Origin of the sequence: Rhizobium gallicum bv. gallicum R602sp (assembly GCF_000816845.1) — a bacterium.
Taxonomy (GTDB): domain Bacteria; phylum Pseudomonadota; class Alphaproteobacteria; order Rhizobiales; family Rhizobiaceae; genus Rhizobium; species Rhizobium gallicum.
Genome location: NZ_CP006877.1, coordinates 726,257 through 751,008, shown reverse-complemented (window position 1 = coordinate 751,008; position 24,752 = coordinate 726,257). Strand labels below are relative to the sequence as shown.

Here is a 24,752-nt window from a genome sequence, read left to right as displayed (position 1 = left end):
CCTCAAAATTTCGGCGGCGTCTGGCCGGCCGCGCGATGCCCGGCAATGACGGTATTGGCCATCAGCATGGCGATCGTCATCGGGCCGACGCCACCGGGAACCGGGGTGATCACCGCGGCAACATTCGATGCTTCCTCGAAGGCGACGTCGCCGACCAGCCGTGTTTTGCCCTCGCCCCTTTCCGGTGCGGCGATGCGGTTGATGCCGACATCGATGACAGTGGCGCCGGGCTTGACCCAATCGGCCTTGACCATCTGCGGCCGGCCGACGGCCGCAACCAGGATATCGGCATTGCGGCAGACGGCGGGCAGATCCTTGGTGCGCGAATGAGCAATCGTCACCGTCGCATTGGCATTGAGCAGCAACTGCGCCATCGGCTTTCCAAACAGGTTCGATCGGCCGATGACGACGGCGCTCAGCCCAGACAGGTCCTCGCCATGCATTCGGCGGACGAACACCATGGCACCGGCCGGCGTGCAGGAGACGAGGCCAGTTTCAAGGTCGCCAGTCGCAAGCTTGCCGGCATTGACGACGTGCAGCCCGTCGACATCCTTTTCCGGCAGGATCGACTGGATGATCGGATCGCTGTTCAGATGCTTCGGCAGCGGTAGCTGTACGAGGATGCCATGGATCGAGGGATCGGCGTTGAGTGACGAAACGAGCGCGGCAAGCTCTTGTTGCGTCGTCTCGGCCGACAGGGTGTGCTGTACCGACTTGAAGCCGCATTGCTTGGCCATCTTGCTCTTTGCATTGACATAAGCATGGCTTGCCGGATCGTCGCCGACGATCACAACGGCAAGCCCGGCCTTCACGCCGCTCTGCTTTTCGAGCGAAGCCGCTGCCATCTTTACTGTTTCGATTATCGAAGCGGCCACCTGCTTGCCATCGATCACTGTCGTCACGCGATTCTCCTGCACTGCCTCGCGCGCAAACTAGGCTCTCGCCAGCCGCGCTGTTTGCCTCAGAACGCCGTATCCTGTTTAAAAGCGGCAAATGCAAGAGCTTTAACATCTTCCCGGCGCTAAAGTATCTGGGTTGGTCAAGCGGCGTTGACGGACCATACCCGACCGTTGCGCAAGAGCGCGTTGGCGAGGATATGAAGCTTGCGCATCACGAGGTTCCGCGCGCGATTTCGATGATGCCGCGGCCGAGATCAACGATGGCCGGCGCCGTGGGATTGCAGCCTGTCGCGCAGGAAGGCGAGCCGATCGCGCAGCAGTTCGAGTTCGCCGGCTGCCACCTCCGGTTGTTCCGGGACCGTTAGCGTGTGCGCGGCACGTGGGGGACGCTCTCGCAAGAGGCGCAAACCAAGCATGCCAGCAAGGCCGATTGCCATTGCAAGTGCAGCCCCGACAGCAGAGCGAACCGGAAGTCCGGGGCCGGCGGCAACGGCAGTGGTCTTTATCGGCTTGGCGGCAGTGATCGGAGCGACGATGGAAGCCGTCGCTCTAACGGCATCTGCCATCCGCGATCTCGCCGCCTCTGTCTTGTCGCGCAGTTCGGTCAGTCTGGCGAGATCGACACCGGTGTCCCGGCTCATTGCGATCAGCGTGTTGCGCTGATCGTTCAGCGTCTTTCGTGCTTCTGCGGCTGCCTTGAGAGCGGCATTTGCGTCTTGGGCCTGGCGAGCCAGCTCCTTCGCAACCTTCTCCTTCAGGCCGTCAACGACAGCCTGCTGTCCGAGACGGCGCGGATGGCGCGGACCGAGCTCGTTCGAAAGCAGCGACAGCGTCGCCTTCTCGGTGACGTATTTGTCGCGCGCGTCCTGCAGCGCAGGCGAAATCACTTCGAGTGGCAAGGAACCGTTGAGCACATCGCCGGGCTTGGCCACCTTGAGACGATCGGTCTCTTGTTTGGCAAGCGTGATCCGCTGCTCGGCGACCTTGAGATCGGCGTCAAGCTGGTTGATGCGCTGCTGAAGATCACTTGCGACTTTGACGTTGCCTTCGCCGCTGCTTGCGGTGAAGGCGACCAGCTGCGCCTTCACGTCCTCATAGGCCTTGCGCAACCCTGCGCCTGCCTCCGCCGATGCAGGAGGCCCGCTGGACGTCAGCATATCGGAAAGCCAGGAAGCGATACGCAAAGACTTGGCGCCATCGGCCGTCGTGACTGTCAGACGGACTGCGCCCTGCGTTCCATCCGCATTGGCCTCGACCATTCCCGCAAGCGCCGCTTCCGCACGCGAGGCCGCGTCGGCCGCAACACCAGTGCCCGATAGGAGATCAAGTGCTACGCCGATCGCGGATTGGTCGCCGGTGAACTCTGGATCGCGATCGAGCTTCAGCGCCCCTACGGCGGCAGACATGGTGCGGCCGGAAAGCAGGCGTTTCACGGCTGCCGCGGTCACGGCGCCGCGCTCGGCTTTGCCCGCCTGCACTTGAAATGCCGCCTCCGCCGCATAATGGGGGGGGTCGGCAGGCATCAGCAAGGGGATGCCTGCGCCGATCAAGGCAGCAACTGCGATTGTGCCGATCGGCTTCGCCAAACTGCGGCGGCGGACGGGTCGAGCGCTGAGATTTGCTGCGTCTACCTGCCGGGCCTCGGCAGACGCCTCCGGTTTATACTGCGGCGGCTGCGGCGGACGGACATCGTTTGCGGCACGAAGACGTGTTTCGAGGATTGTCTCGATGCGTTCGACCAGATGCGACGGTTGGGGCGGTGCGCTCCGCTGCAGGCGCTGCTCTTCGAGTGCTTTTCCGATCACCCTCAGCAGTTCGGCCTCCGAGGGGCGAACGGGAAGGGTTTCGAGATTTCGGTCTCGTGCATCGATAGGCCCCGCCGTTGCCGCTCGACGCCTATCAATGCTGCCTCTTAACCTGCTGTCATACATGACGCCCTATCTCAAGCGCACGAGCCGAGCCGCCCGTAGGAAGCGGATGATTAAGACACTCTAAATTTTCATGGCAAAGAAATGGTTAACACAGCGAGGCAAGAAGCAGGGTCTCAGTGAGCCCCCTCGCTCTGTTCCTGCGGTAACGGCAAGGGGACGCTGTTGTTGCCCGCCTGGCTAAGGATGCGCTCGCGGCGATTGAAGCGGTATTGCATCACGTAAAACAGAAAGACCGGGATGCCGAGCACATAACGCCGCCAGAGACGGGCCGGTTCCTGCAGCATCCGGTAGGCCCACTCCAGCCGCATCATGCGAACGGTTTCCGGAGCGCGGGGAACAACTCCGGAGATGAAATCGAAGAGCGCCCCGACAGTCAGAACAAGCCGGGCATGGTCGGCGCGAATGTGATGATGCGCCCACTTCTCCTGCAGCGGCGTTCCCATGCCAATGATCAGGATGTCGAGGTCCTGGCGCTCAACCTCGTCGATGAGCTCCGTTGGGTTCTCCTTGTCGAAATAACCGTCCGAAATGACGATGAATTCGTGCCAGGGCGCATGCTTGCGGAAATTCGCTGCGGCTTTTTCGACGACTTCGCGCCTGCCGCCGATCAGGCCGACACGGCGCGGATTTTCCATATAGGTCAGAAAGGCGGGAACGAAGTCCGTGCCATTGAGATTGGCAGGAAACGGCGCCCCATGCGCTATCTTGGAAGCGATGTTCAGGCCGATGCCGTCCGGCAGGACAAGATTCTGCAGGAGGATATCCCGGTATTCGCCATCGCGCAGCGTCGTCAGCATGTTGTGAGCGTTGACGAAGGAAATGACGGTCTGGCCGACAGGAAACGAGGCGAGCTCGTTGATGAAGACGAGCGCGTCGTCCCATCCGAGGTCGCACACCGGCACGTCGAAGATCGTGCGGCGCGATGCGAGAACCGCGAAATTCGCGATCAGGTTCATTCCAACCTCCAGCTAGGGTGCTTCACGCGCCCAACATCCCGGAAAACACAAGATATATTCCGCACCAGCAGGTTTTTACGAACCGGCAGCACCCGCCCCGCCTGCAGCAAGTCCCGAATGCTGCATCGGGAATATGAAGGGAGCTATAGCAGGTGGGTTTCAAACAACTCTTAGAAAAGTCGTTCGAATTCCGCCGCCGCTTTCAAGGCTTTGTTAAGCTTGTGCGCCAAAGCGCTGCGGCTTTTCGATCCCCGCAATGCCGCCAATCTGCTCGACGAGGAAGTCGACGAGCAGCCGGACCCGGGCAACGCCGGCGCGTTCGGGGACAATCAGCATGCTGAGCGGGACAGGCCGCAGCGAATAGTCCGGCAAGATCACCTCAAGCTTGGCAGCCGTCACGAGATCGTCGACAAGCCATTGATGGGTCGGTGCGATGCCGCGCCCGGCGACCATGGCCTGGCGTGCAGCAAGCCCATGGTCGACCCGAAAGCGCCCTTCAAAGGGAACGGCATGGTCTTCGCCTCCAGGCCCCCGCAAAGCGAGCATGTCGCTCCCTGCCACATTCGACATACGGATGCCTTCATGACCGAGCAAATCCTGCGGGACAACCGGCTTGCCCCGCGCTGCAAGATAGTCCGGTGACGCGACGAGCAGACGCCGGGACTGGCCGAGCGCCCGCAGCTTCATCGAACTGTCGGTGAGCGGGCCTAAGCGAAGCGCGATATCGACGCCTTCCCGCACAAGGTCGACACGCTCATCGGTAAGGCTGAGGTCGACTCCGATATCGGGATAGCGGTCCTGAAACGCGAAGATCAGCCGGCTGACGTGCAGAACCCCAAAAGCCGCAGTGCAGGAGATCCGGATCGTGCCGGCCGTCGCACCGCGCGTGCCCCGCGCCTCATCGCCGGCCTGTTCGACAAGGCGCAGGATCTGGACGCTGTTGGCATAATATCGGCTGCCTTCATCGGTCAGCGCGACACGCCGGGTGGTCCTGCTCAGCAGAGGCACGCCGACGGCCTCCTCAAGCTCCCGCAAATGCCGCGTGACCGTCGACTGACCGACCCCGAACTCGCGCGCGACCGCCGACAGGCTGCCGCGTTCGGCAACACGGATGAAGGTTCGCATACGTTCCAGCGTAACGTCTGAACTATCCATTATTCGGCATAATCTTATGCATTACGCACATCTAGTGGATGATTTAAACCCTGTCTACCTATGGGTCAGTTCTCACCATCAAGGATCACTGGCTATGAAAGTTCTGCTTGTCTTCGCTCATCCCGAACCGCGCTCGCTCAATGGGGCACTACGAGACGTTGCCATGAAGGCGCTCGAGGCCCAGGGCCATGAGGTGCGCGTGTCCGACCTGTATGCCGGGGGCTGGAAATCCGAGATTGACCGTGCCGACTTTCCATCGCTGGAAACGGATACGCGGTTCATGCCTGTCGCTGCATCCAAGAGAGCTTTCGAAACTGGGGCGCTGACCGAGGATGTCAAAACCGAGATCGATAAGCTCCTGTGGGCCGATATGCTAATCCTCCAGTTTCCGCTTTGGTGGTTCAGCATGCCGGCAATCCTCAAGGGCTGGGTCGAGCGGGTCTATGCCTATGGGTTCGCCTACGGCGTCGGCGAGCACAGCGACAAGCGATGGGGCGACCGCTATGGCGAAGGGACTCTGGCGGGCAAGCGGGCCATGTTGATTGTGACGACCGGCGGCTGGGAGGAACATTACTCGACCCGCGGGGTCAACGGACCGATCGACGACCTCCTATTCCCGATCAATCATGGAATCCTCTATTACCCGGGCTATGCCGTTCTTCCGCCTTTCGTGGCTTACAGGGTCGATGGTCTGGATGAGGCCGGCTTCGAACGCGCAGCCGAGCGCCTGCGTGAGAGGATGCGCACGCTCGAGTCCACCCCACCTATCCCCTATCGTCAGCAGAATGGCGGAGACTATCTGATCCCCAGCATGGAGCTACGCCCTGAGCTGGGCGAACCGGGCGCGACCGGCTTTGCGCTTCACCTGAACGGCGCAGACGAAGGCAGCGAAACTAGTGGGCAGCGCTCGCCGCTTCAGGTGGCGGCGGCTCGATGATCTTGACCGGATCGGCCGTTTTCTTTTGTTGGCCTGAGGCATTGGCCTTCACGTCTTCCTTGGAAAGGTAGTCGAGCTGCTCCAGCATGACCTCTGAAACGTATTCGCCGCCGAGTTTCTCGTTCATGCCTTTCTTGATCGCGTCGCGGAAGGCCTGCGGGTCGAAGGATTTCAGCTTGCTGATATCGACCATCTTATTGCCGACGAGCAGAGTGAAAAGCTCGTCGGTGGTCATTTCGCTAAGCGGCAGGGTCATACCCTTCACGGTGTCCTTGTTCATCATGAAGGACACGCGGCCGAGGAAGTAACCAGTCACCGCGCCGTCGCCGATAATCGGTACGGTGATTGTCTCGCCCTTCACAAGCTCAAGCTGGCTCTGCTTCGAATCATCAGCCGGCGGGGCCGGCGCTGTCGCCAGCTTCACGGAGAAATAGACCGAAGCAAGCGTGATGGCGCAAACCCAGATGCCTGTCAGGACGAGCTTCACCATCCGGCATCACGCGCGACGAACTGTTCCTGGGAATAGGTGCCGTCGGCATCCGCATCCTGAACGGCATTCTTCAACAGGTCGGCAACCGCACGAACGGCTTCGAGATGTGCCTCAACGCGCCGGGCGTTCAGCGTCAGCTTCTGCTTCAGCCCGTGAAGCTGCTCCAGATGCGACGCAGCAAGCTCGGCCGGGTCCGTATCGCGGAAGAGCATCGACAGCTCATAGAGGCAGCGGCTCTTATGTGCGTTCGAGACCTTGAGATCGAACTGCGGGTCGCTGCCAATCCGCGTGTTCTCGTTGTCAATGATCATTTCCAGGCGGCCGAGGACCGACTTGATACGATATTCATTCGAGATGATTTCCATTTTATCCTCGGTTATGCTTCATTATTGATCTTGGCATCCGCCGTTGGCGTGCCGAATGTCTTGCGCTGGAATTCGTCGATCATGCTAAAGGCGACCTTCCGGTCATCCTGGTCCGCCGACGCGTTCACGATGGCGCCTTCCTTCTTGCGAAGCGCCTCGTTATACATCTGCTTGGCTATGCCGACGCCGTCACCTTCGGAGATGACGTTGCCGAGTTGCTCGGCCATCATGCCCTTCCAGATGTCGCCCGTTGCGCCCTTGCCGTAGACCTGTTCACTGTCGCTCGGCAGCATGTTCTTGATGAAATTCTGAAGCACCATTGCCTCGAACTTCCGGTAGGTTTCCGGAATCTCTTCAGACTTGGCGCGATTCTTGACGTTGTCGAGGCCGGTGGCGCCATCAAGCACGTCGACCTTGGCAGAAAAGCCATCGCCGTTCTCGGCAAGCCCCGTTGCCCGAAACGCCGCGCGGCTCGCTTTCAATTTCTCCTGGGCCACCTGAACCTCCATCGGGTCGGCGGCTTTGACAACATCCAGGACCAGATCACTCGGGGGTGAAATAGCCAATGTCACAATCCTCTAAGTTAAGTTGTAGGGATTATGGTTTTTGAAGCTTGCTGGAGGCTGGTGTTGCAAATTTCTGATCGATGACATCGTAGACCGCGTTGTCATCGGCCTCGCGCCGTTCGGCTTCAAGGGCTTCCTTCATGCCCTCTTCCAGCCGGTCGCCCTTGGCCCGCTCGCGCTGCAGACGCATCTCGTGCAGCTGCTGCATGCCGGTCAGCTGCTTGTCCTTGGTGCTCAGCCGCTCGAACCGGTCGGCATAGCTTTGCGAAAACGCACGATGGACCGGATCCATGGAGCCGAGCGCCATGACGACATTGTCGATCGACTGGTTGACCTCGGCGCGCTGGCGGCTCGTTTCGGCAAGGTCGTATTCCGCCATCTGCTCCAGATGCCGCTGGACTGCGACGAGCCGCTTCAGTTTTTCCGAACGGGTCTTCTCGGCCATTCGCTATCTTCCGATAAACACGCTTGGGAAAGATTGTGCATACTGGCTGATCAAGGCAGCAACCGAGAAATAGAACAGGAACAAGCCGCCAAGCAGCATGTAGGGCGTCGAGATGAAGTACACGGGAATCTGCGGCGCCAGCTTGTTGATGAAGCCGATCGAGACGTTGAACATCATGCTGTAGATGAGGAACGGGCTTGCGAGCCGGAGCATGATGTAGGTCGTCGATTGTAGCGTATCGGTGAGCGAAATCAGATTGGCGCGCATATCGGCAATGCCGCCGAAGGGCATCGTCGTGTAGGAATCGATCAGCGCCCGGAACACGACATGATGGAAGTCCATCATGAAGAGGATCATCATTCCGGCAAAGGTGATGAAACCGGAGAGACTTGTTTCCACCGAATCCTCGATGACATCTGCCGCACCCGGCGAGGTGTATCCGACCATCATGGCGATGATGCTGGCGGCGAATTGGAAGCCCAGCGTGTAGAGCCGCGCCAGCAAGCCGTACATGACGCCGATTAGTGATTCGCTGACGATGAGCCCGATATAGGTCGCGCCCGTATTGCTGACGGCCGGATAAACCGTATCCCAAAGAACCGGCAGCATGGCGATCGAAAGGCCGCCGGCCACAAAGACCCTCAGCAGTTCCGGCACGCGCGCGGAGGAAAAGCCTGGCATTGCAAGGACACAGCCGCCGATCCGGCAGAAAACCAGGAAGAGCGCCAGAACAGTCCCTTGCGGGTCGGAAATCATGAAATAGAGCCCAAAATCTTTATCTCGATGCCCTTGGCCAGTTCGACGTGCGAAAGAACCGGAAGCGTGGCGAACAGCCGTTCGATGATCATGCGCACATAGGAGCGTGTTTCCGGCGATGTGACAAGGGCGAATGGCAGGCCGCGGTCCATGAATTCACGGATAACCTTCGTTGCCTGCTCGCTGAACTCCTCAAGGCTGCGCGGGTCGATGTCGAATTCGACGACCTCGCCCTTGTTGTCGCGCTTGAGCGCCTGGTGGAAGGCCATGTCCCACTTGCTGCCGAGCCGCAGGACGCGCAGCACGCCATTGTCCGCAAGGTCGCCGCAGAGCTGCTGTGCCATGCGGATCCGCACATGCTCGACGATCTGCTCGGTCTTGCGGACATGCGGCGCGAGCTCGGCCACGGCTTCCAGGATCAGATGCAGGTTACGGATCGAGACGCGCTCGGCAAGCAGCAGCTTGAGGACGGCCTGCAGGCCCGAATACGACATATGCGAGGTGCAGATCTCGTCTGCAAGCTTCTTGTATTCGGGATCGAGACGGTCGATGAGAACCTTCACGTCCTTGTAGGAGAGAAGCTGCGGCAAGTTGTTGCGGATGACCTCGCTCATGTGGGTGAGGACCACCGAGACGTTGTCGATCGGCTGGAAACCTTCGCGTTTCAAGTCCTCGGCGAAAGCCTCAAGAATGGAAACCGCCGGCATGCCGAAAGCCGGTTCGCGGATTTCGTCTCCTGGAATGCGCGGCTTGCGGCCGGAGCCGGTGACGACCAGCACTTCGCCGACACGCAACGCGTTCGATGCCACCGTCGTGCCGTGGATGCGGATCTGGTAGGACTTCTCGGGAATGCTGATATCGTCGGTGACCTTGATCTCCGGAACGACGAAGCCATACTGCGTTGCAAATTTCTTGCGCATCTTGCCGACCCGGAAGGCGAGTTCCTGGTGTGCGCCGAGGAGGCGTGTCGACACCATCTTGCCGAGCGCGAGTTCGATTTCGGAGGTGCGCAGCACCGATTTGACCGAGTCCTTTTCGAGCTCCTTGGTCTGAACGACCTTCTTTTCCTCCTGCTCGCGGCGGACCTTGTTCTCTGCTTCTATCTGCCTCGGAATGAACCACGCACCGAACGCCATGAGGCCGCCGAGGAACAGGAAGGGGACTGTCGGCAAGCCGGGCATCAGGCCCAGGACCGCCATCAGCACGGCGGAAACGGAAAGCGCGCGCGGATAACCGCTCAGCTGATTGACGACGGCCTGGTCGGTCGAGCCGATGGTGCCGCCGCGCGAAACGAGAAGGCCGGCCGCCAAGGAAACGATAAGCGCCGGCATCTGGGCGACCAGGCCGTCGCCGACCGAGAGCTTGACGAAAACGTCGGCCGCTTCGGAAATCGGCATGTCATGGCGGAAATAGCCGATGATGATGCCGCCAAAAATATTGATGCAGGTAATAAGGAGGCCGGCAACCGCGTCGCCGCGGACGAACTTGGAGGCACCATCCATGGCACCGAAGAACGAGCTTTCCTCCTCCAACTCCTTACGGCGGCGCTGCGCTTCCTTCTCGTCGATGATGCCCGCGGAAAGATCGGCGTCGATCGACATCTGCTTACCGGGGATCGCATCCAGGGTGAAACGCGCGCCGACTTCAGCGATACGCGTCGCACCCTTGGTGATGACAATGAAATTGATGGTGATCAGGATCAGGAACACGATCAGACCGATCACGAAATCGCCGGACATCACCAGGCTTGCAAAACCGGCGATTACGCCGCCGGCGGCGTCATGACCCTCATTGCCATGCGAAAGGATCACGCGCGTCGTTGCAATGTTCAGCGACAGTCGCGTCATGGTCGCGATCAGCAGGATGGTCGGGAAGGACGAAAATTCGAGAGGCTTCTGAATCCAGAGGGCAACCATCAGGATCAGAACGGAAAACGCGATCGAAAACGCCAGCCCCAAGTCGATCAGAAACGGCGGAATCGGCAGGAAGAGCACACAGATGATGACCATGATGCCGAGGGCAAAACCGACATCACGAAGACTCGGAGCAGATTTCGGAAGGGGGAGTGCAGGTGGTTGCGCCATTTCGATTCCGTCTCTTCATGAGAGGAGGCAGGTATGCCCTGCCCAATTCGGATCGAGAATTAACCGGCGAAGCTTGCGCGAAGGTAGCTCAGAAGCCAGACTGGATGCGCGAGAAGACCATGTCGGTGAAAATGGAGATCTGGGAACCGACGAACGGTGCGGAAATGCCGACGGTAATGAGAACGGCGACAATCTTTGGAACGAAGGTGAGCGTCGCTTCCTGAATCTGCGTCAGCGCCTGGATCAGTGCGATGACGAGGCCAACAATCATGGCAGCAGCGACCGCAGGGCCGGCTGCGATCAAAACGGTCCAGATGGCCGCCTGAAAAAGGTCGAGTGCATCGGCTTCATTCATCGTCAGGCAACCTCATATCGCCTTTCGGTCCGCCCCTCAGTGGCCGGACCATTATTGCGTTGAAAGTCAGGTCACGACGACGTGTCTGACGCGGGCGCTTCATCCGCGAGAGTGATTCCCGCCTGCACGAGAATACTCTTCCCGTCCGTCGTCGTCGCGATAATTCCGTCGGAATACACCTTGACCGAGGCGACGGTGCCTTTAACGGTGCCGTCGGCGCTGGTCATGTACTTGCCGATATAGCTGCCTGCCTGGGTGAGGCTGGAGCTTGCGAGCAGCGTGTCCAATTTCGTGTTGGTCTGGATCGTCTGCTCCACCTGCGAAAAGCTTGCGAGCTGCGACATCTGCTCGCTGGCGTCCATCGGATCCGTCGGATCCTGGTTCTTCATCTGCGCGATGAGCAACTGCAGGAAGTTGTCGTAGTTGAGCGTTGCCTTCTGCTGCGCAGTCTGCGTGGTCGACGTCGTGCCGACGCTGGAAACGCCGTCTACCGCCATGGTGCGATCTCCTTGCGGATTTGCTCGACCATCGCCGGGTGCATTTCCTGGTTGTTCAAGATGCCGTCCTCGGTCGGGTAGAGCGCGCGGATCGCCTTCAGCGCATCGAATGCGCGCCCCGTCGAGACGAGGCCATCGATGCGCTTCAGCTCGGCGAGAACCTCTTCGTTCTTGAAGCAGGTCAAAAGCATGGTGATCGACTTGCGGAACATTGCCGTCGACTGCTCCTTGCCTTCCGGATTAATCAGGATCATCTGCGCGATGAAGTAGAGCTGGCGCAGTGGCGTCGTGGCGTCTTCCGGCTGAAGAACATGGTTTTCAAGAAGAAACGTCACATCATTCAGGAATTCCAGCGCGACCTTGCGGTCAACGCGCAAAACCGCGCCGTTGATGAAGATTCTCTCTCCGGCTTTTAGCGAAATGCGAAGTGTACTTTTCATTTAAGTCCATCCCTGATGATGGTGGTAACGTCGATAATGCCTTGATAGTTACTCGATTGGCGTCGCCTGATCTTGTCGCATTCCTTCAAAATCCAGATTGCGATCGAAATCAGGTTGGCCCGCAGCTCGATCTGGAGCTGATTGTCGGGATGCTTGAGATCCTCGATAAAACTCACCCAAACACGCCGGGTGTAAAACAATGCCTCAACGGATTCCCGGCTGTACTTTTCCTTGTCGCGCGCCAGCGAGAGCAATTCGATAGACCGGTCGAGAACTTGCCGCTCCCGCTCTTTTGCGTCGGTCACCGAGTCTTGCATGACCTCGGCATAAGAGAATTGATACATTCATGCATCCTTCTTTGTATTGCGCGCCTTTGATCATCAAAGGTAATTCACGAGGCTCAGCTGCTGTATTTTCGATACGATCGTGTAAGCCGTCTCCAGCTGCGTTTCCAAGGTCTTGACGAGGGTCGAAGCTTCTGCAGGGTCAACACCTTGGAGGTCCACGACCTTGTTGTTGATGATGGCAGCCTGGGCATCGAGAGCGTCGTTCGCCTTCTCGACGCGCTCCTGCGACAGGCCGAGCTGGCTCTGTTGCGTCACGAGGCCGGATGTCGCCTGCGCCGCATAGCCGATGGCGCGCGAGGAAACCGCGTCCATGGCATCAGTGCCAAGGCCCTGATCGATCAGCGCATTCGTCATCACCGTGGCCATTGCGAGGTAGCGCATGCCGTCGGAATTGGCGTTGGTGGACGATGTGATGACTTCCGAGTTGCTGATCCGGCTCGTCATGTTCTGATTGGAGGCCTTGGACCAGCCGGTGGCGGGGTTCGTCCATGCCGCAGCGCTGAACATCGGCTCCACGGTGCTGGTCATGAAGGTATCGATTTCAGCCGCGGTCAAGGCGCTGACCGGCTTGGAAAGCCCGGTCGCGTATGTGTTCAGGGCAGTGACGATATCGGCCTCAACGGTCGCGCTGCGATCCGTCAGTGGCGGAACGTCCGTATTGACACCGGAAAACAGGTATTCGCCGCCGGTGATCATGTTGCCGGTGTCCAAGAGCTGTGAAAGTGCCGCCGCCGAGGACTGGAGAGTAACGGTGATGGCGGTCGATGCCTGACTTCCCTTGAGCGCCGTCAGATTCTTGACCAGCGCATCACTCGCCTTCTGCACGTCGGCCAACCCGCTCTGGGACATTTCGAGACGAAGATTGACCGTGGAGTTGCTGTCCTTGAACGAGGAGATCCGATCAAGCTCGCGCGCATAGTTCACGCTCTTGGCCGCGTCGATGCCGAGCGATACGCCGATATCGGCGTAGGTTTTCGTGGTGGCTTCAATCGAAGCCTTGACCATCTGGTTCTGCGACTGGCGGATCGTCAATCGCATCGCGTTCTGAATGGCTGAACTAGAAATAAAAGAGCTCTTCATGGCTTAACTCGCTATATCCAGCAATGACTTCAACATTTCATCGATGGCGTTCAAAATCTTCGTCGCCGCCTTGTAGGATTGTTCGATGTCGAGAAGCAGCGTCAGCTCTTCGTCCAGGTTGACGCCGGTCTCGTTGGAATAGGCTTCGTCGGATCGCGAAAGCGCTGCCGCCGTGTTCTCCGTGGCACCGCTCGCGTCGCTGCGGTACTGTTCGAACCAGCCGATCGAGCTAGACGAAAAATCCATGATGCTGACGTTCGAGTCGATACCCGTCGCCGAGTTGAAGCCGATTACGCCAGCGCCCGGATCGAAATCCATCTTGGCGCCCATGGCCGTGTAGAACTTGTCGAGCTGGGCGGTGTAGCCGCCATTGGCAGCGGTATTCTGATCGAAGGCGGCGCCGTTGATCGAACCGTTGCGCAGCTTCATCGGATCGCCGCCCAGCGAGGTCACCACTGCCGGATTGACCGTGATGGAACCAGCAATGCCGTCGATGATCGTGGCCGTCGTCGGCGTTCCGCCCGGAAGCCCGCTCGGCAACGTCCAGGTAAAGAGACCCGGTAGCGTGCTGGTTCCGGCCGTGTTCGTTTCCGAAAATAACGCAACGAGACCCTTGGCGATTTCGTCGAGCTGGGATTGGAACGTCGGCGCGACTTCGTCACGAAGCTGGAGAAGCGCCTGGAGACTGCCCTTTGCCGACGTCGTGCCGCCCGAGCCCTTGCCGAGCGCCACGCCATCGATGTAAACGCCGTTGCCGTCGGTGGAGGCGCCGTAGCTCTGGGTCGGCTTGAACGTCACCGCGCGCGGAATGGTCTCGAAGAGCGTCACCCCGTCGGAGGTATAAAGTACCATGTCGTTGTTATCGCGGGTGACGGTCGTGACTCCCACGATCCCCGAAATCTGCTTGAGCAAGGCATCGCGCTGGTCGAGCGCTTGCGAGGGATCGGCACCGGCGGACGTGGCAGACTTGACGGCGTTGTTTGCGGTTTCGAATTGCGCCAGCAGCTCATTCAGCTCTTCTACGGAATTTGCAATCGATTTGTCCGCATTCATCCGCACCTGCTGGACAGCGTTGGTCGCATTGTTGAGCGAGTTCACGACGTCCTGCGCCGCCGTGATCGCGCCCTGGCCGGCGATCGTGCTGTTCGGTGCGGCTCTGAACGCGCTAAGCTTGTCACGAAAGACCGCAAGGTAGGTGGAGGGCGCCGTCTCGTAATCGTTGCCGCCGATGACGGACTTGATGTCTTCCAAGCCGTTCAAAAGGGTCTGCTGGGCACTGTCTTGAGAATTGCTCTTCAGGTATTGGCGCAGGAGAGCATCCTCCTGCGCACGGTTGATCTTGACCACCTGCGCGCCATTCAAGGAGGTGGTGAGCATCGCCTGCCGACGCACATAATCCTTATTGCCGGCATTGGCGATATTGTTCGATACGACGCTGCTTTGCGCGCCTGTATTGTTGAATATGCCCTGTGCCGTATTAAGTGCGGAAGTGAGCGACATGGCTTAGCCGTTACCTTACTTATCTTTTGAGATTGACGAGGACGTCCATCAAGTCCGAACCCGTCTGGAATACTTTCGAGTTTGCCGTATAGCTGCGCTGCGACTCGATCATTTCCGTGAGTTCGCCCGCCATATCGACGTTCGAACCTTCAAGCGCGCCAGATTGGATCTTGCCGAAGCCACTCGTCTGCGGGAAGCCGGTGACGGTGACGCCGGACCTGCCGTTCGCTGAGTAGACGTTGCCGGACATCAGCGTCAGCAGATCGGGGCTTGGCACGTTTGCGAGCGGGATCTGGAAGACGGGCTTGGTGCTGCCGTCGTCGTACTTCGAATACACCACACCATCGGCGTCGATGGTGATATCGACCGGCGAGTTTGCGCCCTGTCCATCGACATTACCGGTGCCGGACCAACTGTCGCCGACCTGCGAGAGATCGAGGCTCATATTGATGGTGAGACCCGTCACCGGATCGATGATGTCCGTGGTGCTGGTATGCGTTGCATCCGTCAGCATCTGCCCTGCACTGTCGAAATATACCCGCTTCACGTCAACGGCGGCGGAAGAGTACGGGAAGGAGCTCGTGCCAGTCGCGGCCTTGTCGGCGTTGCGGAATACGGCCATTTCCCATTCGTAGGCGGTGCCAGTCGGCGGCAGCGGCGCCACGGCCGTTACCGGGACCTTTGTGAAGTAGATGTCGTACATCACCTTGCTGCCGAGCTTGTCATAGGTGACGATCGAATATTTCTGCGTGTCGGATGTGGCCGTTGCGTTGTTTGCGCTCGGGAGGTCTGCCGCAGTGGTTTCGATGGGCGAAGATGGCTTGAGGTTGCCCGTCCACGTACCATTCGCCGTCGGCACGGCTTCCAGTTTCTGGTCGCCGAGGACATTGATCGGAACGAGGCCGTCGAAGCCGTTGACGACGACGGCCGGAGCGGACGAACCATAAGGATAGCCCATCAGCGTGAAGCCCGCCGAGTTGACGAGGTTGCCTTCGTCGTCCTTCGTGAAGTCACCGGCGCGCGTCAAGACCGGCGTGCCGTCGGCGCCCTGCACGATGAAAAAGCCGTCGCCGGAAATGGCGAGGTCGTAGCCCGAAGTCGTGTAGGAGATGTCGCCTTGGTCGGAAACAGCCTGACGGATGGACGTCTGCACACCACCGGAATTGTAGTTGCCTGCCGTGGACGGCAGGACGAGAGAGGAGAAGGCGGTCGAGACAGCCTTGTAGCCGGTGGTATTTGCATTCGCGATGTTGTCGGCAACGGTGCTCAGGCGGTTTGCCTGTGCGTTCATCCCCGACACTGCCGTCTTCATGCTGCCAAAAATGCTCATCTGAAAACCTCGTTTTCCTTGATAGCTGGAGAGTATTTGGCGGGCCTTGCGTGAAGCTGTCTGTAGCGGAGCTGCCTGATCGAAATATTGAAAGGCACGTTTCCGCGGGCCGGGCCCGCCGCTGAAAATCAGTTCCAGTCGATGCAGTAGCCGAGAAAGCGCTTCGAATCGACAGGGTCGAAGCCGAGCTTCTTGCGCAACTTCTTGCGCAGCTTGGAGATATGGCTCTCAACGACATTCTCTTCGACTTCCTCGTCGAAGATGCCGTAGATGGCGTTGAAGATCTGGGTCTTGGTGACGCGGCGGCCGCGGTTGGCGATCAAGTATTCCAAAATGCGGCGTTCGCGGCGCGGAAGCGCAAAGACTTCACCGTTGATTTCCGGATCGCGGCCGTCCGAAAAGACGCGGATTGCGCCGATATCGGTGTGGGTCGAAATCGCTTTCAGGCGGCGGCGGATTGCAGCGGCGCGCGCCAGGATTTCACGGGGGTGCACTGGCTTGCGGACGACATCGTCGACGCCGCAATCAAAAAGTGCAAGGGTGTTTTCGAGCGAATGCTGGTCGCTGACCGCAATCACCGGGGCCTGGGAGCGATCCCGGATCGCCCGTGGCAGCTCTAAGGTCCGCCTGCCCTGGCCGATCAGGAAAGCTTCGACAGCCGCGATATCGGAATCCGCCGCCGTTTGCACCCACTCGCCGAATTCGCTTGGATCAAAGCCGGTCGAGGGAATGCCCTCGCGGCCAAACAGTGATGTGTAACCATCTTTTACGAGCTCACGCTCATCAACCACTACGATCATTCGTCCGCCTCCGAATCAGTGTGGCACCTCGATGATCTATGGGTACGAATCGCACGAATCTGGGACAAGCTGCTGGAACTTAATGGCAGGAATTAACAGTTGATTAAGAACTGGGTCCCGATTTGCTCTATATCTAGTATGCCGCCTCGGTTATGCACACAAAAATTTCGTGGAAAAGTTAACGGCGGGTAAATTAGATCTTGGAGACCCAATTTTCGGCCAATTCCTGCCACATTATGGCACGATTCCGTTTTGTTCACATTTTTCTATTTTTGCTTGCATCAGTTATGGCAGAAGTTACTCGCATTGGGAGTCCACTTGCCATAACCGGTAGCGACGAGATTGGCGATCACGCGGCAGACATACCGCTTCTGCGCAGGGTCGTTATTTGGTCCGGCGTGGTATCTGGCTACCGCCATCGTCCAGGTTTCATGCCGGTCGTGAAGATTGCGAAGGAACTTTGCCGCATATTCGACGTTGCGGTGGGGGTCGAACATGGCTTCCGCCGAGCTGAAATTCTCGCCATGAAAGTAATGGTTGATCTGCATGCAGCCGACGTCGATGAGCTTTGCCCCGCTTTTTCGCGCCGAATAGAACTGCCTCATGGCGTCCAGCTCGGAAGGCGGGAAGACTGCCTTACCTTCTATGTTCAGCGCAAAAGGATAGAGCGAACCTTTGCGTCCGGTCTCCGTCAGGCCCACGGAATAGAGAATGCCTTCCGGTATGCCGTATTTGGCGGCAGCAGACTGGATTTCCCTTTCGCAGGCACCGTTGGAGGCACGCGTCTCACAGGTAAACGCTGCCAGGAGCGCCGCCGCCAGCGGCGCCAGAAGCAACATCTTCAACATTTGTCTCCCCTGCCCCATTAAGGCCTCCATTGCCCCGCTGTGCTGTCTGGGTGTGGCGCTCGCGCGCTTCACCGCCCTGCCCCTGCTGCAGGGATTGTTGCTGGGAAGACTGCTCTTGCGCATTTGCCTGGTTCCCCGCGTCGGGCTTTTCTACCGGCGCCATGCTGATCGTGACGTTGTCGATGGCATAACCCTGGCTGCGAAGCGCCTCGATGATCTTGCCGTGATCTTCCTTGAGCTGCCGATAGGCCGCACCGGTTTCGACCTTCAGATCGACGTTCAGGGCATCGCCGGAAAGGCGCATCGTTGCCGTCACGAGGCCGAGGTCGATCGGCGTCATCTGGATCTTGAGGGTGTTGACAACCTTCCCGGTGCTCGTCCATTCGGCAGCGTTCGACAGTGCGGAACTCGGCTGCATCGCACCCGTCCACTCCCTGTCGCCAAGGATTGCAGCGGTTACGGACGCGGAATTCTGCGCGAGGCCGATATAGCGGCGTGAATCGAGAACCGTGACGTTTTCGATATCGCTCCTTGCCTTGGCGGCCGACCCTTCCTGGTCAGCACCGATACGGATGTCCATGGACTCGCCGCGCCCGTCCGCGCGGCTCAAACGAAACGTCTTTCCATCAAGATTGGCTGCGTCGTCCACGGCCGGCATCTGCGCGTCGCCGGCGCTGATCGCCGCCAGCGCATCGGCCGCAGGCGCAATACCAGTGCCACCGCCGGCACCCTTTTCCTTGCCGGCCTTATCGTCCTTCGCATTCACGTTGGCTGCAGCCAGGAAGGCCACCGGGATCACCGTATCCGTGGCATCCTTGTTCAAAAGACCGAGCGCATCAGAAACAGACGTCGCATCCGACGAAGGGCCTTCATCGACTCCGGCCTTGGTCTCCAAGGGCTTTGCCGATTTTTCGTCTTTTGCGACATGTGCATCTTCCGCGACCTCGCCGGCGTCTCCTTTGATTTTGAATTTTACCGAAGCCGTATCGACGCGGCTTTTCATTTGATCCTTGCCGGATGTGCCTGTGACGGTTGCAACTGTCTGAGGCTGCGTCGCGGCCTGTTGTTTCAACGATGCATCGCTGAGGGCGATCATCGGCTTGCTGCGAGCGCGATCGCGCAGACTGAGGGCAATACTGCCGGCGGCGCCTTCATCGATTTCTGGTTGGGCATCATCAGCCGCAGGGGCCCCAGCAGGCTCGCCGCCGGTACTGTTTTGCGGACTGTTTCCTGCCTTCGAGAGCACGTCCGAAAAGCCGCCATTGCCAGCGTCGCCGCCCTTGGCTGCCGGACCATTGCCTCTGGCGGCTGACGACGCCTCGGTTGCGGCCGCTCCCCCTGTAACGCTCATATCAATCATTTCAATTGCTCTCTTGGCTCAAGAGACCGTCGATTTCATCGAGTTTCGAACGGCTCGTCGTCACAAAGGATTTGAATGACGCTTCAGCGTCTTGCCCTGCACCGTCCGGCATCAGCGCCGGCGCCGCCCCACCGTCAGCAGGCTTGGAGGGCGCCGCGACCTCTACGGGCTGGTTTCCGTCGGCCGTGGATACGGCTGCCTGTTCAGAAGTAATTTCTTCATTAGCAGGTTTAGAATCGGACGCTTGTGTCAGGCTTGCCGGATCCGGCGGCTGCAGCACCTGTTCGGCGATTGATTTGGCCGCAGCGCGTAGCGCGCGGTCGCGCGGGGAGAGCTCGCTGTCTGCAACGCTGCTGATGCTCTTTGCGGCCGTACCCACGTCGGGCGTGGAGACCAAGGCCATGTTGCCGTAGAAATCCGCGAGCGCGCCGAGCGCATTGTTCGGTTCGCCGGCAAGCGATTGCGCGTATGCGGCTGCCGTCCTCGCAACTTCCGCCTTGCCGGCAATACCGGCGGCGCGCGCAATGCGCAGATAGACCTCGCGCCGCCGCGACTCGTCCATGAAGGAGAGGATGCCGACGATATCTTCCGTCTTCACATGGTCGTGGTCGACGATAAGCTTGACGAAAAGATCGGCGAACTGGCTCGCATAGGGCGAATGGAGGAACCGCCGCACATAGCGCTGCGAATAGGCAAGCCCCTTGTCAAGGAGACCCGCTTCGACGCAAATCGCCACCGAGCGGCGCAGGGCCGCCTCTTCTACGATCGTTCCCGGCGCCGAGAGCCGCGCCTGATCATAAAGCTTGAGCGCTTCATCCGGGCTTCGCGCCACCATGACGTTGCCGCCGACAAGCGCGAGATAGGGACCGATCTTCTTGTCGCGGTACTCATTTGCGGTTTCGACCAGTGTCTTTGCAACGAGCAGGCCCTTGCCGCTCAGGTACTTGCGCAGGACATCGGTTACACGAGTGTCGAAATAGCCGTTCACGTCCCGGGCAATCAGATATTCAAGCGTGGCCGGATTGCCGCCGCTCATGGCATAGACGAGTGCGGCATCGACATTGCGGTCATCATCGAAGACTGAGGCATCTGCACTGCGCAGGCGCTGATCGATCGTGCCGAGCATGAAGCGCTGCATCTCCGCCGCCGAATGATCGCCGAGGGCGACCGAGTCCTGTACGAACTGCAGCGAACGCAACATCTTGTACGGCGAAAGGTTCGCCTGATCCTCACCCGCAGCGACGGCCGGCGAAGCGATCGCCAGTCCGAGAGCCAGGAGAAGATGCCGGTGCTGCGGGCGCGCCATGAAACTATCCTTGATCCGCCTGAACCAGGATTTCGATGCGGCGGTTGCCGGCATTGAATGGATCGTCGGGCAACTTCAGCCTCCGGTCAGCAAAGCCCGAAACCTGGGAGACGCGCTTCTCGTCCACCCCGCCCCGAACGATCATGTAATAGGCTGCCTGCGCACGATCCATGGAAAGACGCCAGTTTTCATTGTCGGTGCCCTTGTATTGACGGCCGTCCGTATGGCCGCGGATTACGACAGCGCCCTGACGGCTCTTCAGGATTTCGCCGATCTTCTCCATCGCCAGCACCATTTCCTTACGCGGAACGGCCGAGCCGATATTGAACATGGAACTGTCGTTCTGGTCAGCCAGGCTGACGAGGAGGCCGCCCTCTGCTGCAGTGACGGTCAAACCCTCCGCAAGCTTGCCGGCAATACCGCTGATCTGCCTGGCGATCTCCTGCTGCAGTTCCTCGGCCTGTTTGTGCACGTCGGCGAGCTTTGGTGCATCGGCAGCCTGCTGTTGGCCGGGATTTTGTGCCTCGGCTGCAGCTTCACCTGATTTTTCCGGCAAGAGGGTGCTTTTGTCCTGCGCTTCGGCTGCTGAGGCGGACGCCTGATCTGCGGCTGCGGGCTTGAGAGCCTCTGCCTTCGCCAGTTCCGTCGCATCGGGCTTTTGTTCGGGGTCGGCCTCGTCGGCTGCGGCCTGTTCGGCCTTGTCGGCATGCGTGACCTCGACCTGCTTCGTCCAGAAATCCGGATCGAACGGATCGCGATACGCCTTTCCGCCATCAGCCCCGGTTGCGGGACCCGAATCGCTTGCTCCACCCTCGCCTTTCGCGCTGACATTTGCCTGCTGGCCGACTTCCTGGGCGATTTCGGCAAGAACCGAATAGGGGTTCTCAAAGAAATCCGCTTCGGAGTAATTCCTCTGGTCGCCTGAAGTCGACGTCTGATCGTCACCATTCGCGGCCGATGCGCCTTTGGTGGGTTCTTCTTCCTCTTCTTTCGACTTGTCCTGCTTCTGATCGCCATCGGCCTGGTCGACGGGCTTCTTCAAGCCCTTCTCGGTGGGCTTCTCATCGGCAAGTTTGATCGGATTGAAATAGGTGGCGACGGAGGCCTTGGTTTCCTCGTTTGCTGCATTGACCAGCCACATGACGAGGAAGAACGCCATCATCGCGGTCATGAAGTCGGCATAGGCGATTTTCCAGGCTCCGCCATGCGCGCCGTCATGATCGCCGCCGCCATGTCGCTTGACGATGATGACTTCATTCCTGCCGTGGTGATGGTTTTCGCTTTCACTCATTCAAGAACCTTCTTCAGGCTGGCAGACCAGGCGGAAATGCGCGTCACCAATACCGAATCGCCGACTTCAACAGAGAGATCGGCGTCATCGGATTCCTGATGGCGCAGCAGATCCGGCCTTTCACCCATTTCGGCCTTCAGCAATTCGAAAAGCCGCACCGGGCCTTTAACCGTCATCGAACCTGCTGCTCCTTCCAGGATCGCTTCGCGTAGCAAGGCTGCAAGACTTGAGACCGCCTGGACGGCAAGCGCTTGCGTCAGCATCGGCGCAATCGCTTTCGCGGTTGCCGCACTTACGAGATTTGCGACCTCCGCCGCGATCTCATCGAGACGGCGGGCAATTACTGCTGCCGTCTCTTCTTCATACCTTGCCGTCAGTTCTTCAATCTCGCGCTGGTGCACAAGCGCGACCGTCTGCGCCTCCAACTCGTATCGCTCCGTCAGCTCGGCCGCCGCTGCGGCATAGCCCTCGCCATAGGCGTGACGGCGCTCGGCTTTGACATCGACCGCAGGCTCTTGCGCGACGTCCGGAAAACCGCCGAAGACGTCCTCGGCGAAGTTGTCGGTATCGACGACCGGTGCGGCAGGTTTCGTCTCACCGAAGTCCTTCAAATACCGAGCAAGCATAGCGCTCATTGAAACCACCCGGCATCTGCAATCAATTTCAACATGCGCGTCCCGCCTTGCACGAACCAAACACTTACGCCGGCAACGGACGCGAAGGCATTCTTCAGCCTTCGCACGGCTCAAACAGCGTTTCTTCTTCAGACTAGAAATCCAAACTTGTGCGAGGATGAATGGCAGGCTCCACACCTGCCATTCAGGCCGACTCTACTCGAGCAGGATTAAGACCTTGCTCGCGGACGTGTTCATGACAGAAAGTGCTTCGGTTGCCATATCACGTGCTGTTTGAGCTGCGGACAGGCGGACCGAGGCTTCGTCCATGTCAGTATCGACAAGGGCGCCTATGCTTGTCTTCAGCGACGTCGAAAGCGTGGCGACGAAATCCTGCCGGTCTTCGATGCGCGAATTCATCGTGCCAAGGCCCGCGGCGGTGGCATTGAGGCTGGAAAGGATATTGTCCAATACCGTCAGCATGTCCTGCAGGTCCTGCGACGTCGAGGTTGTGGAGATCGATATTTCGGTACCAGCCGCAGACGTCGTCGAACCTACATCGAGCAGATAGTAATCGCGGGCCGGCACTGCGTCCGGATCGGCGCTGATCGATTTCGTCAAAAGACCGCGGCTGGCGTTGTTCGTGTCGATCATGATCGTATTGGCTGCCGGGTAAGTAATATTCTGCGGGTAGTATTCACCGTTCGGACCGCGCACGAAGCCGCCGATGACCGACCGTTGCACAGGTGCCGTCGCATCTCGGTTCAACAGCCAGTTCTCACCGGAAAAATTGACGGAATTCACGGCGCTTTCCAACTGTGACTTATACTGCTCCATCGTGACGCTGAGCTTGTCGCGATCATTGGCGGGGTCGGTCGCCGACACGACGGTTTTGCGTATCTCCGAGACCACGTCGATAAGCGAGGTTATCGCCGTGTAGGCGGTATCGACCTTCGCAGCACCGAGACCTAGTGCATCGCCGACCGTCTTCAACGCGTTTTCGTCCGACCGCAGGGTCGTTGCCGAAGCCCATGAGGAGGCATTATCCGCCGCAGTCTCGACGCGCAGCTCCGACGATACCTGCCGCTGAACGGTGTCGGCTTCCTTGCTAACGCCGCGAAGAACAGTGAGCACGTTCAACGCGCCTACGTCTGTGATCGTGTAGGCCATCGATTAATCCCTGAAATAATATGAATGGGACAGGCCGGATTGCCGGCAGCGACTTAACTGGCTTCATGCCGCCGGCTGGTCCCTCCAGGCCGGTACGTCGCAAACAAATCAACTCTACAATGAGGTTAACCCGACATTTACCTTGACGGCAAGAGCTTGAACGCATCCGCCGAACGCACCGGCAAGCTTGACGCAAGCTCTTGATTTCCAAAATCGAAATCGCGCCATCACGGCGCGATTTGCTGTCTGCTGGTGCGGCCGAAAGCCGCCGCTTGTCCAGGATCTGGGCCTGGCTTAGCTTCAACCTGAAGCTTAACTGCGGAAGAGCGAAAGAATGTTCTGCGCGCTGGAATTCGCAATCGACAGCGACTGGATCGCTAGCTGTTGCTGCGTCTGCAATGCCGTCAGCTTGCTGGATTCCTCTTCCATGTTTGCATCGACGAGACGGCCGACACCCGAGTCGATCGAGTCGCTCAGCGCTGAGACGAAATCCTCCTGTAGCTGGATGCGTGTCGAGATCGAGCCGAGCTGCGAGGCTGCCCTCGTCATCGCCTCGAGGCCTAGTTCGACGGCCGTCAGAGCGAGCGAAATCCCGTCCGTTCCGAAGGATGTGATGTCCATCGAGTAGATTGAACCGATGGTCCCGTTGGAAGAGCCGATAATGCCCGACGAGGTTTCGATTGCGCCACCGCTCACGCCAAACAGAACGTTGCCGGTCGACGAGGAGTCGAGCTTATAGTCGGTGGTCGTAACGGAAGTGTTTCCGTTGCCGTCGCGGACGAAGGAGGAGACGACGCTTTTCGTTTCGTTGCCTGCGACCCAGTTTTCGCCGGAGAAGGATGCGGATTGCGCAATGCTGAGGAGCTGCGCCTGCAGCTGCTTGATCTCTTCCTGGATTTTCGTTCTGTCGACACCCTTCTCGGTCGCTGCAACCAGCTTGGCCTTGATTTCTGTTACCACGTCGACGGCGCTGTCCATCGCAGAATAGGCAGTGTCGACCTTGGCGGCACCGAGGCCCAGAGCATCGGAGACCGCCGAAAGCGCCTTATTGTCGGAGCGCATGGTCGTTGCGATCGACCAATAGGCGGCATTGTCGGCTGCTTTTTCTACGCGATAACCGGATGAAACATGATTTTGAGTTTCCTCCAGACTGTCATTGATGGCGCGCAGCGTCTGGAGAGCGGCCATTGCAGCGACATTGGTCAAAATACTGGTCATAAAATGATTGCC

Annotated in this window: 26 protein-coding genes; 1 reads left to right on the top strand and 25 read right to left on the bottom strand. The window is 59.1% G+C overall.

The features are described 5' to 3' along the window. Positions 1-2 precede the first annotated feature (2 nt). The 4 genes from folD to RGR602_RS03705 all read right to left on the bottom strand — a co-directional run bounded on the left by folD (position 3) and on the right by RGR602_RS03705 (position 4,941). Positions 3-902: a bifunctional methylenetetrahydrofolate dehydrogenase/methenyltetrahydrofolate cyclohydrolase FolD gene (gene folD / locus RGR602_RS03720; RefSeq protein ID WP_039843992.1), complete on the bottom strand. Its 900-nt coding sequence runs from the start codon at positions 900-902 to the stop codon at positions 3-5. Positions 903-1,153: 251 nt separating this feature from the next. Continuing rightward, a complete protein-coding gene (locus RGR602_RS03715; protein WP_039843991.1) occupies positions 1,154-2,830 on the bottom strand; it encodes a GumC domain-containing protein in 1,677 nt (558 codons plus the stop codon). Between the two features lie 113 nt (positions 2,831-2,943). Continuing rightward, the gene (locus tag RGR602_RS03710) at positions 2,944-3,786 is read right to left on the bottom strand and encodes a WecB/TagA/CpsF family glycosyltransferase (protein WP_052451483.1); all 843 of its coding nucleotides are present in this window, start codon (positions 3,784-3,786) and stop codon (positions 2,944-2,946) included. 213 nt (positions 3,787-3,999) lie between these two features. Then, positions 4,000-4,941: a LysR family transcriptional regulator gene (locus RGR602_RS03705; RefSeq protein ID WP_039843990.1), complete on the bottom strand. Its 942-nt coding sequence runs from the start codon at positions 4,939-4,941 to the stop codon at positions 4,000-4,002. A 94-nt stretch (positions 4,942-5,035) separates the two neighbouring features. Between RGR602_RS03705 and RGR602_RS03700 the strand changes: the two genes are divergently transcribed. Continuing rightward, on the top strand, positions 5,036-5,878 hold the full coding sequence (locus tag RGR602_RS03700; RefSeq protein WP_052451482.1) for an NAD(P)H-dependent oxidoreductase: 843 nt from the start codon (positions 5,036-5,038) through the stop codon (positions 5,876-5,878). Here RGR602_RS03700 and RGR602_RS03695 read toward each other — a convergent pair. From RGR602_RS03695 to RGR602_RS03595, 21 genes are all read right to left on the bottom strand, one after another. Further along, on the bottom strand, positions 5,835-6,368 hold the full coding sequence (locus RGR602_RS03695) for a membrane protein (RefSeq protein ID WP_039843989.1): 534 nt from the start codon (positions 6,366-6,368) through the stop codon (positions 5,835-5,837). The genes RGR602_RS03700 and RGR602_RS03695 overlap by 44 nt on opposite strands. Beyond that, positions 6,362-6,733 carry a hypothetical protein gene (locus RGR602_RS03690; protein WP_039843988.1) on the bottom strand — a complete coding sequence of 124 codons (372 nt, stop codon included), beginning with the start codon at positions 6,731-6,733 and terminating at the stop codon, positions 6,362-6,364. The genes RGR602_RS03695 and RGR602_RS03690 overlap by 7 nt, the downstream gene beginning before the upstream one ends. Positions 6,734-6,744: 11 nt before the next feature. Further along, positions 6,745-7,299, bottom strand: coding sequence for a rod-binding protein (locus RGR602_RS03685; protein ID WP_039843987.1), 555 nt, complete (start codon positions 7,297-7,299; stop codon positions 6,745-6,747). Positions 7,300-7,330: 31 nt separating this feature from the next. After that, positions 7,331-7,744 carry a hypothetical protein gene (locus RGR602_RS03680; RefSeq protein ID WP_039843986.1) on the bottom strand — a complete coding sequence of 138 codons (414 nt, stop codon included), beginning with the start codon at positions 7,742-7,744 and terminating at the stop codon, positions 7,331-7,333. Between the two features lie 3 nt (positions 7,745-7,747). Continuing rightward, on the bottom strand, positions 7,748-8,500 hold the full coding sequence (locus RGR602_RS03675) for a flagellar biosynthetic protein FliR (RefSeq protein ID WP_039843985.1): 753 nt from the start codon (positions 8,498-8,500) through the stop codon (positions 7,748-7,750). Beyond that, complete coding sequence (flhA, locus tag RGR602_RS03670) at positions 8,497-10,584, bottom strand: flagellar biosynthesis protein FlhA (RefSeq protein WP_039843984.1); 2,088 nt, start codon at positions 10,582-10,584, stop codon at positions 8,497-8,499. Before flhA ends, RGR602_RS03675 begins: the two co-directional genes overlap by 4 nt. Before the next feature lie 88 nt (positions 10,585-10,672). After that, positions 10,673-10,939 (bottom strand): flagellar biosynthesis protein FliQ, encoded by a 267-nt coding sequence (gene fliQ, locus RGR602_RS03665; RefSeq protein ID WP_022717183.1) that lies wholly within the window; start codon positions 10,937-10,939, stop codon positions 10,673-10,675. A gap of 71 nt (positions 10,940-11,010) precedes the next feature. Beyond that, a complete protein-coding gene (gene flgD, locus RGR602_RS03660; protein ID WP_039843983.1) occupies positions 11,011-11,436 on the bottom strand; it encodes a flagellar hook assembly protein FlgD in 426 nt (141 codons plus the stop codon). After that, a complete protein-coding gene (gene flbT / locus RGR602_RS03655; protein ID WP_022717181.1) occupies positions 11,427-11,876 on the bottom strand; it encodes a flagellar biosynthesis repressor FlbT in 450 nt (149 codons plus the stop codon). Before flbT ends, flgD begins: the two co-directional genes overlap by 10 nt. Continuing rightward, complete coding sequence (gene flaF / locus RGR602_RS03650; RefSeq protein WP_022717180.1) at positions 11,873-12,220, bottom strand: flagellar biosynthesis regulator FlaF; 348 nt, start codon at positions 12,218-12,220, stop codon at positions 11,873-11,875. Before flaF ends, flbT begins: the two co-directional genes overlap by 4 nt. Before the next feature lie 36 nt (positions 12,221-12,256). Next, complete coding sequence (locus RGR602_RS03645; RefSeq protein ID WP_039843982.1) at positions 12,257-13,303, bottom strand: flagellar hook-associated family protein; 1,047 nt, start codon at positions 13,301-13,303, stop codon at positions 12,257-12,259. 3 nt (positions 13,304-13,306) lie between these two features. Further along, on the bottom strand, positions 13,307-14,803 hold the full coding sequence (gene flgK, locus RGR602_RS03640; RefSeq protein WP_039843981.1) for a flagellar hook-associated protein FlgK: 1,497 nt from the start codon (positions 14,801-14,803) through the stop codon (positions 13,307-13,309). 19 nt (positions 14,804-14,822) lie between these two features. Then, positions 14,823-16,133 carry a flagellar hook protein FlgE gene (locus RGR602_RS03635; protein WP_039843980.1) on the bottom strand — a complete coding sequence of 437 codons (1,311 nt, stop codon included), beginning with the start codon at positions 16,131-16,133 and terminating at the stop codon, positions 14,823-14,825. A 128-nt stretch (positions 16,134-16,261) separates the two neighbouring features. After that, positions 16,262-16,933 (bottom strand): transcriptional activator Rem, encoded by a 672-nt coding sequence (rem, locus tag RGR602_RS03630; protein WP_039843979.1) that lies wholly within the window; start codon positions 16,931-16,933, stop codon positions 16,262-16,264. A gap of 281 nt (positions 16,934-17,214) precedes the next feature. Continuing rightward, the gene (locus RGR602_RS03625; protein ID WP_039846625.1) at positions 17,215-17,778 is read right to left on the bottom strand and encodes a transglycosylase SLT domain-containing protein; all 564 of its coding nucleotides are present in this window, start codon (positions 17,776-17,778) and stop codon (positions 17,215-17,217) included. After that, positions 17,720-19,141 (bottom strand): flagellar hook-length control protein FliK, encoded by a 1,422-nt coding sequence (gene fliK, locus RGR602_RS03620; RefSeq protein ID WP_039843978.1) that lies wholly within the window; start codon positions 19,139-19,141, stop codon positions 17,720-17,722. Before fliK ends, RGR602_RS03625 begins: the two co-directional genes overlap by 59 nt. Before the next feature lies 1 nt (position 19,142). Further along, positions 19,143-20,447 (bottom strand): chemotaxis protein MotC, encoded by a 1,305-nt coding sequence (gene motC / locus RGR602_RS03615; RefSeq protein ID WP_039846624.1) that lies wholly within the window; start codon positions 20,445-20,447, stop codon positions 19,143-19,145. 4 nt (positions 20,448-20,451) lie between these two features. Then, the gene (locus RGR602_RS03610) at positions 20,452-21,738 is read right to left on the bottom strand and encodes a MotB family protein (RefSeq protein ID WP_039843977.1); all 1,287 of its coding nucleotides are present in this window, start codon (positions 21,736-21,738) and stop codon (positions 20,452-20,454) included. Beyond that, positions 21,735-22,373 carry a hypothetical protein gene (locus RGR602_RS03605; protein ID WP_039843976.1) on the bottom strand — a complete coding sequence of 213 codons (639 nt, stop codon included), beginning with the start codon at positions 22,371-22,373 and terminating at the stop codon, positions 21,735-21,737. The genes RGR602_RS03610 and RGR602_RS03605 overlap by 4 nt, the downstream gene beginning before the upstream one ends. Positions 22,374-22,568: 195 nt before the next feature. Beyond that, positions 22,569-23,522, bottom strand: a complete 954-nt coding sequence (locus RGR602_RS03600; RefSeq protein ID WP_039843975.1) for a flagellin N-terminal helical domain-containing protein — start codon at positions 23,520-23,522, stop codon at positions 22,569-22,571. A gap of 312 nt (positions 23,523-23,834) precedes the next feature. After that, a complete protein-coding gene (locus RGR602_RS03595) occupies positions 23,835-24,740 on the bottom strand; it encodes a flagellin N-terminal helical domain-containing protein (RefSeq protein ID WP_022717169.1) in 906 nt (301 codons plus the stop codon). Positions 24,741-24,752 lie beyond the last annotated feature (12 nt).

Bases quoted from the DNA above. Each gene is read 5' to 3' on its own strand.
- motC (WP_039846624.1), bottom strand. From the start codon at position 20,447: ATGGCGCGCCCGCAGCACCGGCATCTTCTCCTGGCTCTCGGACTGGCG.
- flaF (WP_022717180.1), bottom strand. From the start codon at position 12,220: ATGTATCAATTCTCTTATGCCGAGGTCATGCAAGACTCGGTGACCGAC.
- RGR602_RS03705 (WP_039843990.1), bottom strand. From the start codon at position 4,941: ATGGATAGTTCAGACGTTACGCTGGAACGTATGCGAACCTTCATCCGT.
- fliK (WP_039843978.1), bottom strand. From the start codon at position 19,141: ATGATTGATATGAGCGTTACAGGGGGAGCGGCCGCAACCGAGGCGTCG.
- RGR602_RS03605 (WP_039843976.1), bottom strand. From the start codon at position 22,373: ATGAGCGCTATGCTTGCTCGGTATTTGAAGGACTTCGGTGAGACGAAA.
- fliQ (WP_022717183.1), bottom strand. From the start codon at position 10,939: ATGAATGAAGCCGATGCACTCGACCTTTTTCAGGCGGCCATCTGGACC.
- RGR602_RS03710 (WP_052451483.1), bottom strand. From the start codon at position 3,786: ATGAACCTGATCGCGAATTTCGCGGTTCTCGCATCGCGCCGCACGATC.
- RGR602_RS03635 (WP_039843980.1), bottom strand. From the start codon at position 16,133: ATGAGCATTTTTGGCAGCATGAAGACGGCAGTGTCGGGGATGAACGCA.
- RGR602_RS03645 (WP_039843982.1), bottom strand. From the start codon at position 13,303: ATGAAGAGCTCTTTTATTTCTAGTTCAGCCATTCAGAACGCGATGCGA.
- RGR602_RS03610 (WP_039843977.1), bottom strand. From the start codon at position 21,738: ATGAGTGAAAGCGAAAACCATCACCACGGCAGGAATGAAGTCATCATC.
- RGR602_RS03595 (WP_022717169.1), bottom strand. From the start codon at position 24,740: ATGACCAGTATTTTGACCAATGTCGCTGCAATGGCCGCTCTCCAGACG.
- flbT (WP_022717181.1), bottom strand. From the start codon at position 11,876: ATGAAAAGTACACTTCGCATTTCGCTAAAAGCCGGAGAGAGAATCTTC.
- RGR602_RS03700 (WP_052451482.1), top strand. From the start codon at position 5,036: ATGAAAGTTCTGCTTGTCTTCGCTCATCCCGAACCGCGCTCGCTCAAT.
- flhA (WP_039843984.1), bottom strand. From the start codon at position 10,584: ATGGCGCAACCACCTGCACTCCCCCTTCCGAAATCTGCTCCGAGTCTT.
- RGR602_RS03680 (WP_039843986.1), bottom strand. From the start codon at position 7,744: ATGGCCGAGAAGACCCGTTCGGAAAAACTGAAGCGGCTCGTCGCAGTC.
- RGR602_RS03675 (WP_039843985.1), bottom strand. From the start codon at position 8,500: ATGATTTCCGACCCGCAAGGGACTGTTCTGGCGCTCTTCCTGGTTTTC.
- flgK (WP_039843981.1), bottom strand. From the start codon at position 14,803: ATGTCGCTCACTTCCGCACTTAATACGGCACAGGGCATATTCAACAAT.
- rem (WP_039843979.1), bottom strand. From the start codon at position 16,933: ATGATCGTAGTGGTTGATGAGCGTGAGCTCGTAAAAGATGGTTACACA.
- flgD (WP_039843983.1), bottom strand. From the start codon at position 11,436: ATGGCGGTAGACGGCGTTTCCAGCGTCGGCACGACGTCGACCACGCAG.
- RGR602_RS03715 (WP_039843991.1), bottom strand. From the start codon at position 2,830: ATGTATGACAGCAGGTTAAGAGGCAGCATTGATAGGCGTCGAGCGGCA.
- RGR602_RS03600 (WP_039843975.1), bottom strand. From the start codon at position 23,522: ATGGCCTACACGATCACAGACGTAGGCGCGTTGAACGTGCTCACTGTT.
- RGR602_RS03690 (WP_039843988.1), bottom strand. From the start codon at position 6,733: ATGGAAATCATCTCGAATGAATATCGTATCAAGTCGGTCCTCGGCCGC.
- RGR602_RS03695 (WP_039843989.1), bottom strand. From the start codon at position 6,368: ATGGTGAAGCTCGTCCTGACAGGCATCTGGGTTTGCGCCATCACGCTT.